At 60.4% G+C, this 16,581-nt stretch carries 10 protein-coding genes, 1 tRNA gene and 1 CRISPR repeat array; of the genes, 6 read left to right on the plus strand and 5 right to left on the minus strand.

Annotation, left to right across the window (positions count from 1 at the left end; all coding sequences use genetic code 11):
• Positions 1-6 precede the first annotated feature (6 nt).
• The 5 genes from csy2 to P0Y43_RS05865 all read right to left on the minus strand — a co-directional run bounded on the left by csy2 (position 7) and on the right by P0Y43_RS05865 (position 10,308).
• The gene (gene csy2 / locus P0Y43_RS05845) at positions 7-981 is read right to left on the minus strand and encodes a type I-F CRISPR-associated protein Csy2 (protein ID WP_275636358.1); all 975 of its coding nucleotides are present in this window, start codon (positions 979-981) and stop codon (positions 7-9) included.
• The gene (gene csy1, locus P0Y43_RS05850; protein WP_275636359.1) at positions 974-2,299 is read right to left on the minus strand and encodes a type I-F CRISPR-associated protein Csy1; all 1,326 of its coding nucleotides are present in this window, start codon (positions 2,297-2,299) and stop codon (positions 974-976) included. Before csy1 ends, csy2 begins: the two co-directional genes overlap by 8 nt.
• Before the next feature lie 366 nt (positions 2,300-2,665).
• A complete protein-coding gene (cas3f, locus tag P0Y43_RS05855; RefSeq protein ID WP_275636360.1) occupies positions 2,666-6,055 on the minus strand; it encodes a type I-F CRISPR-associated helicase Cas3f in 3,390 nt (1,129 codons plus the stop codon).
• Entirely contained in the window at positions 6,052-7,029 is a 978-nt protein-coding gene (gene cas1f, locus P0Y43_RS05860) for a type I-F CRISPR-associated endonuclease Cas1f (RefSeq protein WP_275636361.1), read from the minus strand. Before cas1f ends, cas3f begins: the two co-directional genes overlap by 4 nt.
• A 252-nt stretch (positions 7,030-7,281) precedes the next feature.
• Positions 7,282-9,953: direct repeats of the CRISPR family, unit length 28 nt; unit sequence GTTCACTGCCGTATAGGCAGCTCAGAAA.
• 270 nt (positions 9,954-10,223) lie between these two features.
• A tRNA-Leu gene (locus P0Y43_RS05865) sits at positions 10,224-10,308 on the minus strand.
• Between the two features lie 108 nt (positions 10,309-10,416).
• Here P0Y43_RS05865 and queA point away from each other — a divergent pair.
• From queA to P0Y43_RS05895, 6 genes are all read left to right on the plus strand, one after another.
• On the plus strand, positions 10,417-11,466 hold the full coding sequence (gene queA, locus P0Y43_RS05870) for a tRNA preQ1(34) S-adenosylmethionine ribosyltransferase-isomerase QueA (RefSeq protein ID WP_275636362.1): 1,050 nt from the start codon (positions 10,417-10,419) through the stop codon (positions 11,464-11,466).
• 14 nt (positions 11,467-11,480) lie between these two features.
• A complete protein-coding gene (gene tgt / locus P0Y43_RS05875; protein WP_275636705.1) occupies positions 11,481-12,596 on the plus strand; it encodes a tRNA guanosine(34) transglycosylase Tgt in 1,116 nt (371 codons plus the stop codon).
• A gap of 41 nt (positions 12,597-12,637) precedes the next feature.
• Positions 12,638-12,973, plus strand: a complete 336-nt coding sequence (yajC, locus tag P0Y43_RS05880; RefSeq protein WP_008092587.1) for a preprotein translocase subunit YajC — start codon at positions 12,638-12,640, stop codon at positions 12,971-12,973.
• A 63-nt stretch (positions 12,974-13,036) separates the two neighbouring features.
• A complete protein-coding gene (secD, locus tag P0Y43_RS05885) occupies positions 13,037-14,899 on the plus strand; it encodes a protein translocase subunit SecD (protein ID WP_275636363.1) in 1,863 nt (620 codons plus the stop codon).
• A gap of 10 nt (positions 14,900-14,909) precedes the next feature.
• A complete protein-coding gene (gene secF, locus P0Y43_RS05890; protein WP_275636364.1) occupies positions 14,910-15,818 on the plus strand; it encodes a protein translocase subunit SecF in 909 nt (302 codons plus the stop codon).
• A 120-nt stretch (positions 15,819-15,938) separates the two neighbouring features.
• Entirely contained in the window at positions 15,939-16,487 is a 549-nt protein-coding gene (locus tag P0Y43_RS05895) for a glycine zipper 2TM domain-containing protein (RefSeq protein ID WP_430540222.1), read from the plus strand.
• Positions 16,488-16,581: the final 94 nt, after the last annotated feature.

A 16,581-nucleotide genomic window follows, 5' to 3' on the forward strand; every position in this document is an offset into this window, starting at 1 on the left:
GGGCGTTCAGTCGAAGCTGATTTCAAGTTCGGGTTGATAGTCGTTCTGGCAGCGGTAGACGCCACTTTCGACGCAAGCGCTCGGGTACCAGAGCAGTTGCTCGACCGACTCCAGGCGGTGTGGGCTGAGCCATTCGCCGATGCTGTAGAGGCTTTCCACCAAGCGCATCGGTGTTTCGCCATCGCGGCTGTTGGGTACCGAGCCTGCCGGCAGCAAGGGCGTCAGCGCGCCGTAGCCGACAGGGATGGGGACGACCCAGCCAAGCTGCTGGCGGTCGTTGTGCCAGGCAGCCTTGTCGCTATCGGTATCACCGGGGTACCAGTTGATCCTCGACAGCGACAACCAGGCCTCCAGCGCCGTCGCCTCGGGGAGGGTGTTCTGCAGGTCGGCATGACGTTGCTGCAACAGGTCTGAGCGCTCCACCAGGGTGAAGCCAGGAAGCCAGTTGGGTACGGTGGCGGCGAACACGTCCAGGCGGTCGTCTTCACTGCCTGCCAGCGGCACGAAGTAGGGTGTGTGTGCTTGGCTTTGCTGTTGTGCAGGCAAGGGGCTGCCGCCCGCAATGCGCAAGGTGTGGAGCAAGTCCTGCATGTGCTGGGCAAGGTGCGTGAGCTGGAGGGGGTCGTCAAGTGCGGCGCCTTTGACACCCAGCAACAAGGTCAACTCCAGGTGGATACGCCCTTCCTCGACGATGGGCGAAGGGGTGCCGTCGCGGTTGTTCGGGTTGCGGGTGAGGTGCAGGGTTTTCACGTAGCGGTCGGGTGTTGCCTGCTGTTCGTAGGCATGCACAACGACACCTACTGCCGGGATGCGCAGTTCGAGCCCGGCCGCGCGAGCCTTGCGCTCCAGCGCCCACATCAGCCCGACGAACGCGGTCATCGAGGGAAAACCGTGGGTCAGTGGGCTGGAGAGGGTATTCGCGTTTTGTACGCGTAGGTGCGGCAGCACCAGCAATGCTTCCAGCTTCGGGAACTCAGGCATGCGTGACCTCCTGTGCGGCTGCGGCAAAGCCGAGTGTGTGGGAGAGTGCCTTGCGTGCCCATTGCAGGTGTTCGGTGTCGCTGACGGCAAAGCCTTTGCGGGTTAGCAGGCCGTTGAGCCAGAGGGCAAAATGCTTGGCGACTTCCTCGGGCCATGCCCCGCGCTCGGCAGCGCGCTGGAAGGCCAGGTCTTCTTCTTCGAAATCTTCGCGTATGCCTAGCGTCGCTCGACCTGGGTCTAGCCAGACTTGTTCGCACAGGGGCAGATGGCAGTCAGTATCGCGGGTCCAGCCTGGCGTGAACTGTTTGCGAATGTTCACGCCGAAGGCCGTCAAGGCTAGGCCGAGTGCGCGTTCGATACGCTCGCGGCGCTTGCGGGTAGAGAAGGAGGCCGCAGGCTCCTCTGCCAGGTAATTGCATAGGGCGTTGATCTGCTGTTGCACACCTTCGAATCGCTGGAAGCGTGGGAATGCTGATTCGACCGACAGCAAGGGTTTGGCGGGTATGCGTTTCCAGGCGGGGGGCAATGAAGCGAGCAGGTAGTTCACGCCACGTCGCTCACTGTTGAGCTGGCTGATGTTCTGTGGCTTGGTGCCGCCCAGCTTGCGTGCAATGAGGTTGCGGTATTCGCGGTACACGCCGGTGTGCGGCTGCTGGCCTCGCCAGGCTTGCCTGGCAACTTTATTGGCTTCGCCAAAGCGTGCTTCGTTGATGTCGCTGTGCACGGCATGCACCAGGCTGCTCGGGAAGAGGGGCTGGAGTAGGTGGAATGATGCATTGTCGATTGGGTCACCTCCCACACACCAGAAGAGTTGCTTGGCCCTCTCGTCGGACGTCATCGGCTCGCCCTGGCGCACCAGCCCCTTGAATGCCTTGGCCCACGTGGCAGCCAGGTTGGGATCGGGTGACAGTGCAGCGAGCACGTCAGGGTCGTCGTCTTGCAGCCATTCGAGCAGTGGGCGGGCTTCGATCTGCACCTTGAGGAACTTGTAGACATCGAGGGCGGCTGCGTTACCGACGATGTCCGTGGCGAAGTGCTCGTCGAGCGAATGGCTACCGATTTCTGCCCTTGCGGGCAGTGAGCGCGGAGGTATGAACAGGCTGCTACCACGAGCGTCGGGATGGGTTGCCTTGAGCACGTGGGTGACGGCCTGGATTTGTGTGACGCGGCGGGCGGCGTCCGCTAGCCAGGTGGCGTATTCGTACTTGGCGAAGGTGGTGGGGTCGTCCTTGCCGTTGAGCTTGGCCTCGCGGCGGTCGGTGATGAATTGGGCGATTGCGTTGTGGAACAGCTGGGTGCGTGAGAGTTTGTCGTCCATGTGGCAACTCAAAGTGATTCGACGATTGGCCGAGGTTTTTTTAGAGTCCCTACAGAAATTGCCTTAGGGACCCGAAGATCAATGGCGCTTACACCCAAAGACTCTTCTGTGCTTGTGCTTTCCCAGACACGTTTCCTCCTTGGCGCATTAAAGTGCCTTGGGCCGGCAGATGGCCTGTAGTGTGAGTGCTGAAAGAGGAGGGGGTCAGCCCCTACCCTGAGTCAATGCTAGAGCACGGTAGAGTATTTGCCATTGTATTTTTTTGGTCCATTGTATTTTCCTGCTGAAGAAGCAGCTCAGAAAATTGTGTTTTTGTTGGATTGGCGTATTTAACTGCCGGAGAGGCAGATGCTTTTTGGGGCAGTCTCAACTGCCCTTAGTTTTTTGGGGGGTTATCCCGAGGGTTGGGTGGTAGCGCCAGCCGGTTTTTGAGTCGGGTGCCGTCAACCCTGCGAATCGTTTCGCCACATTTTCCAGCGGTAATGCAAGCTCCCTCGACAGTTCCTCTAGGGCCTGCATCGTGTTCAGTGTGACCCAGGGTCGAATACGGCTACCCAGCTGGCTCTCCAAATCAATCCACTCCAACCGCTCCTCGCATTTAAGGTATTCAGGCGGCTTACGACGATCTGGTTGGTGCAAGCAATGAAGCTGCAACTGTTCCTCGCCCTCATCGGGCAAGAACAGTAGTTCCACCTCATCCAGTTTTTGTGCGCGAAACGGCTGATGCTGTGGCAGAGCCCATGTGAGCGATGCCTGGAGGAACTGCCAGCTACAGGCCGCATTCAGGTCTTGGTCCTCACCGCCTGGCAGCATTTGTTCCTCGATTCGAGCGTGCTCCAGATCAACAAGGTTGTTCTTCGGCTTACGTTCCTCAGCAGGCCTGGGCTGAATTCGGGCCGCGGCGCTGAACGGCAGGTAGTCGCTCAGGTGCAACAACTGATCAAGGCGATGGCTGCTCAAGCGAAATCTATGGGCAGGTTCGCCTCGGTCAGCCTCGAAGCCGGGGCGTATGTAGGCAGGTTTCAAATTGTCGGCTTTGTTCACCTGATTCTCGAAGTGCCGAATATTGGTATCGAAAACCAGGAGATTGGGTGACTCACAGGGGATTCGCCGGTGTCGTTGCACACGTCCGGCCACTTGAATCAGTGAGCGCATCGATGAGGGCTCGATGATTGCCCAATCGTAATCATGATCGCGCCCTACTTCGGTGACAGGTGAGCCCAGTACAACGAACAAATGGTCACGCTCAGGGTAGGTATCCAGCGCTTGTCGGACTTCGGGTAAGTCATACACCGCTCCGGCTTGCTTACGGTTCAGGCAGTGATCGAGGTGGGCTTCGATGGTCGAGCGCAATATCAGTGGAAAGCCCGAGTGATACACGCATAGATGAATATGTTGCCCAAGCGCGGCACCTTGCTTGAACAGTGCCAAGGCGACGTCGAACAGGGGCTGGATATTGGCCATTCTTATCAAGCCGAAGCTGACCCGTTTTCCACTGTGTGGGCAAGCTTGAGCATGGCGTTCATGCGCGGACTGCATCGCTAAATGAACTTGGCTGGCGAAATGCGTACGCACTTGCGCCTTCGTGCTGGGGCGGGCCATGTTCCAAGGCAGGAACTCCAGCCGATGCAGTGGCTGTGCACCGTTGGTGATCAGGGCATTGGCCCGCTGAGCGATAAAACGGGAATGCGCATCACCAAATGCTTGTTCATCCTTGCAGTGACTGGGCAAGCACGCGAACTCATCAACCCACAGACAAGGGATATCTATTTCTGGGCTCGCCTCCTGAGTAGGCTCACCACGGTTGCGTCGATACTGCTGACGACCGGCACGGTAGGCCTGGAACAGGCCTGATGCGAGTCCAGGAGGCATGGTTGCTGTCGAGAGCAATACACGGGCGCCGAGCATACCGGCCCAATACACCAGGCGAGTGACTGCTGGCTGATCGGCGTGGTCGAAGTCGTCCACTTCATCCAGAACGAGGTCGCCACTCATCAACCGCAGCATCGGTGCGATTTGCCGCCCCGCACGCTGTGCCTCCGTTGCCGGCATCAGGTGGTCGATGGTGCAGACCAGCAATGGTGCGTAAAGCATGGCCCGGATGTGTTCATCCTCCATGGCCTTGCCCAGCAAACCATGCCCTTCAGTCTGGCCTTCGTAGAAGACATGGCTGTCTTCTTCGATCAGGCTCTGGATTGAGGCCGACCCGTGAGCTTCGTGGCGTGCCTCGAAGTATTCCTGCAATAGCCCGCCTTCAGAACCCCCCACGCGAATGGCCAGTTCGTGATCGCCCAGGTGCAGGTCGCGTCGATAGCTCTCGCCTGTTTGTCGGGTCAGCGTGCGCAGCCCCAGGGCGAATGCACAACGCAAACCCTGCTGCGGGTCGGCGAGCGCATTCATGATACGGGCGTTGGCCAGTGTCTTACCGCAGCCAGTGGACGCCATGTTGATGATGAAGGCCCCTTGCTGGGCGCTGGTATCGCGCAGGCTGGCGGCGACGTCGGCGGCTTTGTCCTGCCAACTGAAACGGGGTTCGGCACTGCGTTTGCGCAGGCCTTTGTGCTGGGCCAGGCGCGGTAAGTGGCGTTCGAAGTGTGGCAAGGCGTGCACGATGCTGGCGGCCATGCGATCGACACCCAGCAGATGTTCATCCAGTGCTTGCTTGGGGTGGCCGTTGGCATCGGTATTGGCATGAAGGGGCGTTTTACCGTCTCCCTTTACCCGCCGTGAGTCATTGGCGCCGAGACTGGAGTAGTGGTGATCGCCTAGCATCAGGCTCAAGCGAGCCAGGTGCATCACATAGGGGTTGTTCAGCCAGTCGCCTTTGCCGGGCTTGTTGAGCAGTGCCAGCAGGTTTACCGCTACCTTTGCAGCCTTGGCTCGCCACTTTGGCTCGGTGACTGGCAGGCCGTGGTCGAATTTCCAGTAGCTGTTCGGGGCCTCCGTGCTCTCGGGGGGTGGGGCTTCATTCCAGAGGTGGCTGATGTGTTCCAGCAAATGGCCCAGTTTGCGCCGGCTCAGATCGCGGGTGGGGCTGCCGAAACGCTTGCTGCCACGTATCTGCACATCCTCCAGGTTGGGCACGACAGGCAGGCGGTGGTGGCTGAGGACCAGCCAGCCAATGGCGGCTGCCAAGGGGGGCAGTTGACGAAAGGGGGGCGTGGTTTGTACATCAAGCCCATCACGCATCAAGCGGCCCGGTGCCAGCCAACTGGCGTCGTCCTGAGGGCTGGGTGCTGCCAGGCGTTTCAGCCAGGTTGCATCATCGTCATCACCGACGAACGCCTGGAGCAGGCGCAGGGATATCCACTCATGGCGATAGAGGTTTCTGGTTTGTGCGGGGGCCTTCAGGCGTGACTGAAACGATGCACAGGCCTTGCCCAGGTCGTGCAGCAGCGCGGCCATGCGCGCCAGTAGCTGAATGTCTTCGGCGGTGTGCCAGTCGTTCTCGTCTTGCTGACGCAGGATGTTGCGACGGGTGCTGTGGGTCGGAACGCTGCCTTGGGTGTTAAAGCGGCTGGCATCGCCGACGACCCAAAGCAGTTCGGTGTGATCTAGCCCGCGAACCCAATGGCAGGCGACAGAAGTATTGCGCCGGGCTGTCTTTCTCAATAAGCGGCGCAAGGTCTCGAGGCCTGCCTGGGTGATCGCGGTCTGCCAGGTACGGTCCCCACGGCGCTCGGCGAACTGGTCGAGGATGCGGCGCGTTTCTGTTAGGGCGCGTTTGTCACACTGTGAAATCAGAAGAATGTTCATGCGACCGGCGCACCCAGTTGTTGTGCAATGGTTTTCAGGCTGTCGATCATGAAGTCCAGGGCTTCGCTGCGCGTCAGGCGTTCGATGCAGGCTTGGCGGAAGGCTTGTTCATCATCGCCACGCATCGCCGAGAGAAAGGCCTGGGGTAGGATCAGGCCATCTTTCACCAGGTCTGCGACGTCGAACACCAGTCCGCCACGGCGTGTTTTTCCATGCAGTACGGCAAGACCGTGGGGCAGGCCCAATACCCAGGTGGCCGTGGCGCCCAGACCGTAGGCGAGGTAGTTGCCGTGGTCGAGGAAGCGGTTGGCAGGGTCGGTGCCGCTGCCGCGTTTGGCGCGGGTGAAATCACCGTATTTCGTCGCGGTGGCGGCGAGTTTGAACAGGCGCTTGGTCAGCCGGGCTTCTTCGGTGAGTAGGGCATCGTGATCGTCGGCTTGTTCGATGCGTGAAAGCGATTGGCCGACGAGATCATTGAGGGTACTCGGGTCGATCTTGAAGCCTGCTTGGTCGAAGGATCGGTTCGCCAGCCATTGCTGTCGCAGGTAGTCCAGGCGCAACCGCTGGAATGTCTTGGCGGCTTCCAGGCGTTTTTCACCGTCGAACCAGAACGAGACCCAGCGTTGCAGGTATTCAGTGGGGCGATATTCGCTTTGAGGTGAGAACCAGGCTATGTCGATGTCCACTTCGTTAGCGCTGAACAACGGGGTGGCGCCGCTACCGCAGAAACCCACGAGCACCCCGGCGCGGGCCAATTCGCGCATCGCGGCCTGGGTGACCGAAGTGCCCGTGCCCAGCAGTACTGTGGTGGTGTTGGCGATGGGGATGTTCCAGTAAAGGGATTGCTTGCCAGCGTCGGTGACGTACTCGACGCGACCACCTTTGACCAGGACTCGGCAGTGCTGGAGGTAGTAGATGTTCGCCCGCTTGGAGTGGAGGATGCTTTTGAGATCTGACGAGGGGATGCCTTCCATGGTGGCCTTAAACTCGCTTGTTCGGGGTGGTTGATTTTTATAGCGGATCGGGTGGGAGAGTGGGACGGATTTATGTTGCTGCGGGATTCAAGAGGGAAGCGCTAACGGGGGAGGGTTTTGGACCCTTTTTTCAGGGCTTGTTGGGGGTGTTAGGAAAATCAATAGGTTACGTGAGTGCTAGAAAAAAGGGTTGCAGGCGATTTTTCAGGTGTTTTTCTTCACAGGGCAATGAGTTAACGTTGCTGGGCTCTAGTTCACTGCCGTATAGGCAGCTCAGAAAAGCAGAGCCAGGTTGATCGAGGACTTCATCATGTTCACTGCCGTATAGGCAGCTCAGAAATTGAGCTGGGCGGTCAATGGCAGCCGGTGCTCGTTCACTGCCGTATAGGCAGCTCAGAAAGGTGCCGCGCCACACCTGCGCTTCGACGAGAAGTTCACTGCCGTATAGGCAGCTCAGAAAGCGGGGATGTTCTGGAACTGCTGGGCGTCTAAGTTCACTGCCGTATAGGCAGCTCAGAAATCCTCACCCAGGAACGTCTGCTTGAGGTTTCGCTGTTCACTGCCGTATAGGCAGCTCAGAAAAAGTACACGCACTGCCGGGTTCCTGATCGATCGTTCACTGCCGTATAGGCAGCTCAGAAACGCATCCTTGAGGCTGAGTGCGGGCTGGAAAGGTTCACTGCCGTATAGGCAGCTCAGAAATGGGTCTGGTCGCTGAACAGGAAGTCGCCGTAGTTCACTGCCGTATAGGCAGCTCAGAAAAGTAGATGCTGGCCTCGACGTCGCCAGCGGCCGTTCACTGCCGTATAGGCAGCTCAGAAAAGGGTCATCAAGCTGACCGCCGCGACAAGGGTGTTCACTGCCGTATAGGCAGCTCAGAAATTCCAGAAGGCGTGCGCGTCGGCCTCATCACCGTTCACTGCCGTATAGGCAGCTCAGAAAACCAACTCGCTGCTGTCAGCACCGTTGGCCTTGTTCACTGCCGTATAGGCAGCTCAGAAAAACTGGTCATCCCGCGATGCAGTGCAGTCGGTGTTCACTGCCGTATAGGCAGCTCAGAAAGTCGGCATCCACGAGGAAGCGGGAGACGTCGAGTTCACTGCCGTATAGGCAGCTCAGAAATGATCGGCTTCCAGGAGCTGGAGGACCAGCTGGTTCACTGCCGTATAGGCAGCTCAGAAAATGTCCATCACATCATCAAGGCACTTGCGTAGGTTCACTGCCGTATAGGCAGCTCAGAAATGCAGGACCAGATCGACGCGCTGGATGGGCTGGTTCACTGCCGTATAGGCAGCTCAGAAAAGCGTCAGCCAGCCGGCCCAGCCAAGGAGGGAGTTCACTGCCGTATAGGCAGCTCAGAAATCGATGCGCGGGACGATGCTCAAACTCGAATCGTTCACTGCCGTATAGGCAGCTCAGAAAATTTGGGAGCGGGGAAGGGCGCAGGTCGTTGAGTTCACTGCCGTATAGGCAGCTCAGAAACGTTGTAGTCTTCGACGCGGGAGCGCTTCGGGGTTCACTGCCGTATAGGCAGCTCAGAAACATACTGCCGATGGCCGCACCGATGGCGCCGCGTTCACTGCCGTATAGGCAGCTCAGAAAAGCATCGCGCCCATGTCTTCTTTCTTGACGCCGTTCACTGCCGTATAGGCAGCTCAGAAAAGGTTCTTGGAGTAGCTGGTGTTGAGGATGCGGTTCACTGCCGTATAGGCAGCTCAGAAATTCCCTGCCGTTCCAAGGCCTTCACGGATTTGCGTTCACTGCCGTATAGGCAGCTCAGAAAATCAAGAATCAGCCTTGTGCGAATGAATGTAGGTTCACTGTCGTATAGGCAGCTCAGAAAATGACCGATGTGAAGCTGTCTCCGGGTGAGGAGTTCACTGCCGTATAGGCAGCTCAGAAAACGGTGCCATCCAGCTTCATAACCCGGCCGGTGTTCACTGCCGTATAGGCAGCTCAGAAACCTTACACGTGTGATGCGTCATACATTTGGGTGTTCACTGCCGTATAGGCAGCTCAGAAAATGATCGAATCGTCATCAGCGTGAGCGTCGTGGTTCACTGCCGTATCGGCAGCTCAGAAAAATGGCGGATTCAACACCACGCCAGCCCGCAGGTTCACTGCCGTATAGGCAGCTCAGAAATGCACATCCCCATTGATGGTCACCAGTGGCGCGTTCACTGCCGTATAGGCAGCTCAGAAAATGGATTCCACGGCGTCACGGGCGGCATACTTGTTCACTGCCGTATAGGCAGCTCAGAAAATCGAAGACGGACTGGACGACGCGCGCTTTGGCGTTCACTGCCGTATAGGCAGCTCAGAAACACTTCACGCCAGGGAAGTTCAGGTTGCCGCTGTTCACTGCCGTATAGGCAGCTCAGAAACGGGACGCGGTGGCCACCACTGACGCCTGGTCGTTCACTGCCGTATAGGCAGCTCAGAAAATAACGCATACTGGCAACGCCGTATCGCCGACGTTCACTGCCGTATAGGCAGCTCAGAAAATGGACATGATCGGCATCCAGTACAACGCCAAGTTAACTGCCGTATAGGCAGCTCAGAAAAGTGACTTTCCGTTCCTGAACCAAGGCGATGGGTTCACTGCCGTATAGGCAGCTCAGAAAAGAGAACGGGTAGCGGAATTCAACGCCGCTGAGTTCACTGCCGTATAGGCAGCTCAGAAAGACGGCAAGGTCAAGATCGAGCAGGACGCCGCGTTAACTGCCGTATAGGCAGCTCAGAAACATTCTTTCTGCGCGGGCGTGCCCTGCAGCGCGTTCACTGTCGTATAGGCAACTCAGAAACACCGTATGGATGGCGCGGGAGATTCCTATGTGTTCACTGCCATGTAGGCAGCTCAGAAAATGACCATCGACAAGCAGAAGCTGAAGGCGCTGTTCACTGCCGTAGAGGCAGCTCGGCAACTCCGCATAAACAGGATGGCATTGCGTGCCTTTTGACGATTTCACTTGTGAGCTGCCTATACGGCAGTGAGCATCTGCCCCAAGCAGTCCAGAAACGGAAATCGGCTATCCACCACACCTGTGGTAGGAGCAACTAAGCGATGCCTCAAATGAAGCCTCTTGCTGCACCACCGCAATCGCGGGGCAAGCCCGCTCCTACAAGGGGCGAGGCTTGCTTCAAGAAATCCGGGCAAAAAAAAACCGACCATAAGGTCGGTTTTTTCTGGATCTTGGTGCCCCGAGGGAGACTCGAACTCCCACTCCTTTCGAAAACGGATTTTGAATCCGCCGCGTCTACCAATTCCGCCATCAGGGCTTGTGGCGCCGCAGTATAGAGAGGCTCCCTCACTCGGTCAATCGGCTTTCATGGTCAATTTTCACGCATTGGGCTAAACTTTGCGGCCCTGTCGAACCGAACACCATCATGCGCGTCGCCGATTTTTCCTTCGAACTCCCAGACTCCCTCATCGCCCGTCACCCATTGGCCGAGCGCCATGGCAGCCGTCTGCTGGTCCTGGACGGGCCCAGCGGGGAGCTTTCGCACCGGCGTTTCACCGACCTGCTCGAGTACCTGCGCCCCGGCGACCTGATGGTGTTCAACAACACCCGGGTCATCCCCGCGCGGCTGTTCGGCCAGAAAGCCTCCGGCGGCAAGCTCGAGGTGCTGGTCGAGCGCGTGCTCGACAGCCACCGTGTGCTTGCCCACGTGCGCGCCAGCAAGGCCCCCAAGGTCGGTACGCAGATCCTCATCGACGGCGGTGGCGAGGCCGAGATGGTGGCGCGCCACGAGACCCTGTTCGAGCTGCGCTTCAGCGAAGACGTGCTGCCGCTGCTGGAACGGGTCGGGCACATGCCATTGCCTCCTTATATCGACCGCCCCGACGAGGGCGCCGACCGCGAGCGCTACCAGACCGTGTACGCCGAGCGCGCCGGTGCGGTCGCGGCGCCGACGGCGGGGCTGCATTTCGATGAGGCGCTGCTGGAAAAGATCGCCGCCAAGGGCGTCGAGCGCGCCTTCGTCACCCTGCACGTGGGCGCCGGCACCTTCCAGCCGGTGCGGGTCGATAAGATCGAAGACCACCACATGCACAAAGAGTGGCTGGAGGTCAGCCAGGACGTGGTCGACGCCGTGCAGGCCTGCCGCGCCCGTGGCGGCCGGGTGATCGCCGTGGGCACCACCAGCGTGCGCTCGCTGGAGAGCGCGGCGCGCGATAGCCAGCTCAAGGCCTTCAGCGGCGACACCGACATCTTCCTGTACCCAGGCCGGCCGTTCCATGTGGTCGATGCCCTGGTCACCAACTTCCACCTGCCGGAGTCCACGCTGCTGATGCTGGTCTCGGCCTTCGCCGGCTACCCCGAGACCATGGCCGCCTACGCGGCGGCGGTCGAGCAGGAGTACCGCTTCTTCAGTTACGGTGATGCCATGTTCATCACCCGCAATCCGGCGCCGCGCGGCCCCGAGGATCAAGCATGAGTCGCACCTGTCGAATGTCCTTCGAACTGCTGGCCACCGACGGCAAGGCCCGTCGCGGTCGGCTGACCTTCCCCCGTGGCACCGTGGAAACCCCGGCGTTCATGCCGGTGGGCACCTATGGCACGGTCAAGGGCATGCTGCCGCGGGACATCGAGGCCATTGGCGCCGAGATCATCCTCGGCAACACCTTCCACCTGTGGCTGCGCCCAGGCACCGAGGTGATCAAGAAGCACAACGGCCTGCACGATTTCATGCAGTGGAAAGGCCCGATTCTCACCGACTCCGGCGGCTTCCAGGTGTTCAGCCTGGGCGCGATGCGCAAGATCAAGGAAGAAGGCGTGACCTTCGCCTCGCCGGTGGACGGCTCCAAGGTGTTCATGGGCCCGGAAGAGTCCATGCAGGTGCAGCGCGACCTCGGCTCGGACATCGTGATGATCTTCGACGAGTGCACCCCGTACCCGGCCGAGCACGACGTGGCGCGCACCTCCATGGAGCTGTCGCTGCGCTGGGCCCAGCGCTCGAAGAACGCCCACGCCGACAACACCGCGGCGCTGTTCGGCATCGTCCAGGGCGGCATGTACCAGGACCTGCGCATGCGTTCGTTGGAGGCGCTGGAGAACATCGGCTTCGACGGCCTGGCCATCGGCGGCCTGTCGGTGGGCGAGCCCAAGCACGAGATGATCAAGGTGCTGGACTACCTGCCGGGCCAGATGCCGGCTGACAAACCTCGTTACCTTATGGGGGTAGGCAAGCCGGAGGATCTTGTAGAGGGTGTGCGCCGCGGCGTCGACATGTTCGACTGCGTGATGCCCACGCGCAACGCGCGCAACGGGCACCTGTTCGTCGATACCGGGGTGATCAAGATCCGCAACGCGTTCCATCGCCACGATGAATCGCCGCTGGACCCAACCTGTGACTGCTACACCTGCACCCACTTCTCCCGCGCTTACCTGCACCACTTGGACAAGTGCGGCGAAATGCTGAGCAGCATGCTGAATACCATCCACAACTTGCGCCATTACCAGCGCTTGATGGCCGGTTTACGCGAGGCTATTCAACAGGGTAAATTGGCCGCCTTCGTCGACGCCTTCTACGCCAAGCGCGGGCTTGCCGTGCCGCCCTTGGACTGACTGTTCGCTCTTATTATTAAAATTCGCAACTGGAGTGCCCAATGAGCTTTCTGATTCCCGCCGCCTACGCGGACGCTGCAGCCCCAGCCGCCGGCCCCGCCGGTACTGGCTTCGAGTGGATCTTCCTGGTCGGTTTCCTGGTCATCTTCTACCTGATGATCTGGCGCCCGCAGGCCAAGCGCGCGAAAGAGCAGAAGAACCTGCTGAGCAACTTGCAGAAAGGTGACGAAGTTGTCACCAATGGCGGCATCGCCGGCAAGATCGTCAAGGTTTCCGATGATTTCGTGGTCCTGGAAGTGTCCGACACCGTCGAGCTGAAGTTCCAGAAGGGCGCCATCGCGGCGACCCTGCCAAAAGGTACGCTCAAGGCTATCTGAGTTACCGGTTTTCTTTTCCAGTCGGGGCGCGCAACGCGCCCCGCGTCTTGAACGGGCGGCGTGATGCTGAACAAATACCCTCTGTGGAAATACCTGCTGATCGTGGTGGTACTGGCGGTCGGCTTTATTTATTCCGCTCCCAACCTCTACCCGGATGACCCGGCGGTGCAGATCAGCGGTGCCAGCTCGGCGCTGCACGTGAGCCAGGCCGACCTGGACCGCGCCAGCAAGGCGCTGGCCGATGCCGGTATCACCGTCAAGGGCGGCAGCCTGGGCGAGAAGGGCAGCGCGCTGCTGCGCCTGACCCGCCAGGAAGACCAGCTTCCGGCCAAGGATGTGGTGCGCAAGACCCTGGGCGATGACTACGTCGTGGCCCTGAACCTGGCACAGACCACCCCGCAGTGGCTGCGCAACCTCGGCGCCAGCCCGATGAAGCTGGGCCTGGACCTCTCCGGTGGTGTGCACTTCCTGCTGGAAGTGGACATGGAAAAGGCCATGAGCGCCCGCCTGAAGGTCTACGACGGTGAAGTGAAGAGCCTGCTGCGCAAAGAGCGCGTGCGCTACCGTACCCTGCCGCAACAGGACGGCGCGATTCTGCTCGGCTTTGCCGACGACGCTACCCGCGAACAGGCCCGCAGCCTGATCCGCAAGAATTTCAATGACTTCGAACTGACCACCACCGAGCGCAACGAGCTCGCCGTGCTGCGTCTGGCGTTGACCCCGGCGAAAGTCGCCGAGATCCGCGAATACTCGATCAAGCAGAACCTCACCACCGTGCGCAACCGGGTCAACGAGCTGGGCGTGGCCGAGCCGCTGGTTCAGCGCCAGGGCGCCAACCGCATCGTGGTCGAGCTGCCAGGCGTGCAGGACACCGCCGAGGCCAAGCGTATCCTCGGCAAGACCGCCAACCTGGAGTTCCGCTTCGGTGCCGAGCCGGGCGCGTCCAAGGCCACCACCGAGGTGTTCGAGTTCCGCGAAGGCGGCCGTTCGGCGCCGGTCGAGCGTGGCCTGATCATCACCGGTGACCAGGTCACCGATGCCCAGGCCAGCTTCGACGAGCACGGTCGCCCGCAGGTGAACATCCGTCTCGACGGCCATGGCGGCGAGCTGATGAGCCGCGCCACCCGTAGCAACGTCGGCCGCAGCATGGCGGTGATCTTCATCGAGCAGAAGCCGGTCACCCGCTACGTCAAGCAGACCGTCGACGGCGTCGAGAAGGAAGTGGCGGTACAGAGCTTCCAGGAAGAGAAGAAGATCATCAGCCTGGCGACCATCCAGTCGCCGCTGGGCAGCCAGTTCCGCATCACCGGCCTGAACGGCCAGGGCGAATCGTCCGAGCTGGCCCTGCTGCTGCGTGCCGGTGGTCTGGCCGCGCCGATGTACTTCGCCGAAGAACGCACCATCGGCCCGAGCCTGGGCGCCGACAACATCACCAAGGGTATCGATGCGTCGCTGTGGGGCATGCTGTTCGTCTCGCTGTTCATCATCGCCATCTACCGTGGCTTCGGCGTCATCGCCACCGTGGCCCTGGCGGGCAACATGGTCCTGCTGCTGGCGCTGATGTCGCTGCTGGGCGCGACCCTGACCCTGCCGGGTATCGCCGGTATCGTGCTGACCATGGGTATGGCGGTCGACGCCAACGTGCTGATCTTCTCGCGTATCCGCGAGGAGCTCAAAGCCGGCATGTCGGTGCAGCGCGCCATCCACGAAGGCTTCAACCGCGCCTACACCGCGATCATCGACGCCAACCTGACCAGCCTGCTGGTCGGCGGCATCCTGTTCGCCATGGGTACCGGCCCGGTCAAGGGCTTCGCGGTGACCATGTCCCTCGGGATTTTCACCTCGATGTTCACCGCCGTCATGGTGACCCGCGCAATGGTCAACCTGACCTGCGGCGGGCGTGACATCAAGAAGCTGTGGGTTTGAGGGAGCTGCGATGAAAACCATCAATTTCATGGGCGTGCGCAATGTCGCGTTCGCCATTACCGTGCTCCTCACCGTGCTGGCGCTGTTCAGCTGGTGGCAGAAGGGCCTGAACTTCGGCCTGGACTTCACCGGCGGTACGCTGATCGAGCTGACCTACGAGCGCCCGGCCGACCTGCAGACGGTGCGTAGCGAGCTGGTCAAGTCCGGCTTCCATGAGGCCGTGGTGCAGAGCTTCGGCGCGACCACCGACCTGCTGGTGCGCATGCCGGGCGACGACCCGCAGCTGGGCAACAAGGTGGCGGCAGCGCTGCAGACGGTCGGCGGCGACAACCCGGCGACCATCAAGCGTGTCGAGTTCGTCGGCCCGCAGGTGGGTGAAGAACTGCGCGACCAGGGCGGCCTGGGCATGCTGCTGGCACTCGGCGGCATCCTGATCTACCTGGCCTTCCGCTTCCAGTGGAAGTTCGCGGTCGGCGCGATCATCTCGCTGATCCACGACGTGGTGGTGACCCTGGGTATCCTGTCGTTCTTCCAGATCACCTTCGACCTGACGGTGCTGGCGGCGGTGCTGGCGATCATCGGCTACTCGCTGAACGACACCATCGTCGTGTTCGACCGGGTGCGTGAGAACTTCCGGGTGATGCGCAAGGCCTCGCTGATCGACAACATCAACATCTCGACCACCCAGACTCTGCTGCGCACCATCGCCACCTCGGTGTCGACCCTGCTGGCGATCGCCGCGCTGCTGTTCTTCGGTGGCGATAACCTGTTCGGCTTCTCCCTGGCGCTGTTCATCGGTGTCATGGCCGGTACCTACTCGTCGATCTACATCGCCAACGTGGTGCTGATCTGGCTGAACCTGAGCAGTGAAGACCTGATTCCGCCGGTCAAGGCCGAGGGTGTGGACGACCGTCCGTAAGGTTTTTTCCTACGCCATTTGGCGTAAAGAGAGGCGCGAGTGTTGAACTCGCGCCTTTTTTTTTGCTCCAAGGCTGGGAGAAGGCGGGCGATGCCCCGCAGGTACGATCAGGAGGTTCACGTGAACAAATCAATGCTGGTGGGTGCGGTGCTGGGGGCTGTCGGTGTAACCGCCGGAGGTGCTGTGGCGACCTACAGCTTGGTGAACAAAGGGCCTGAATATGCCCAGGTGACCGACGTGCAGCCGATCAAACAGCAAGTGAAGACGCCGCGCGAGGTCTGCAAGGACGTGACCGTCACGCGCCAGGCGCCGGTCAAGGACCAGCACCAGATCGCCGGCACCGTGGTCGGCGCCTTGGCGGGTGGCCTGCTGGGCAACCAGGTCGGCGGCGGCACGGGCAAGAAGATCGCCACCGTGGCCGGTGCGGTGGGTGGCGGTTACGCGGGCAACAAGGCCCAGGAGTACATGCAGGAGCGTGACACCTACACCACCACCCAGACCCGTTGTAATACCGTGAACGACCTGAGCGAGAAGGTGGTGGGCTACAACGTGACCTATTCCATCGGTGACCAGGTGGGCAAGGTGAAGATGGACCATGAGCCGGGCTCGAGCATTCCGCTGGACAAGAACGGCAAGCTGATCCTCAGCCAGAACCAGCCCGGCCAATAAGCAAACGGCTCGCCCGCTCCTACAGGGGGCGGGCGATGTTTTCGGCAGGCACAAAAAAAGCACCCCGCGGGGTGCTTTTTCGTTCAGGCGATCT

This window comes from Pseudomonas entomophila (assembly GCF_029193575.1).
Lineage (GTDB): Bacteria > Pseudomonadota > Gammaproteobacteria > Pseudomonadales > Pseudomonadaceae > Aquipseudomonas > Aquipseudomonas entomophila_G.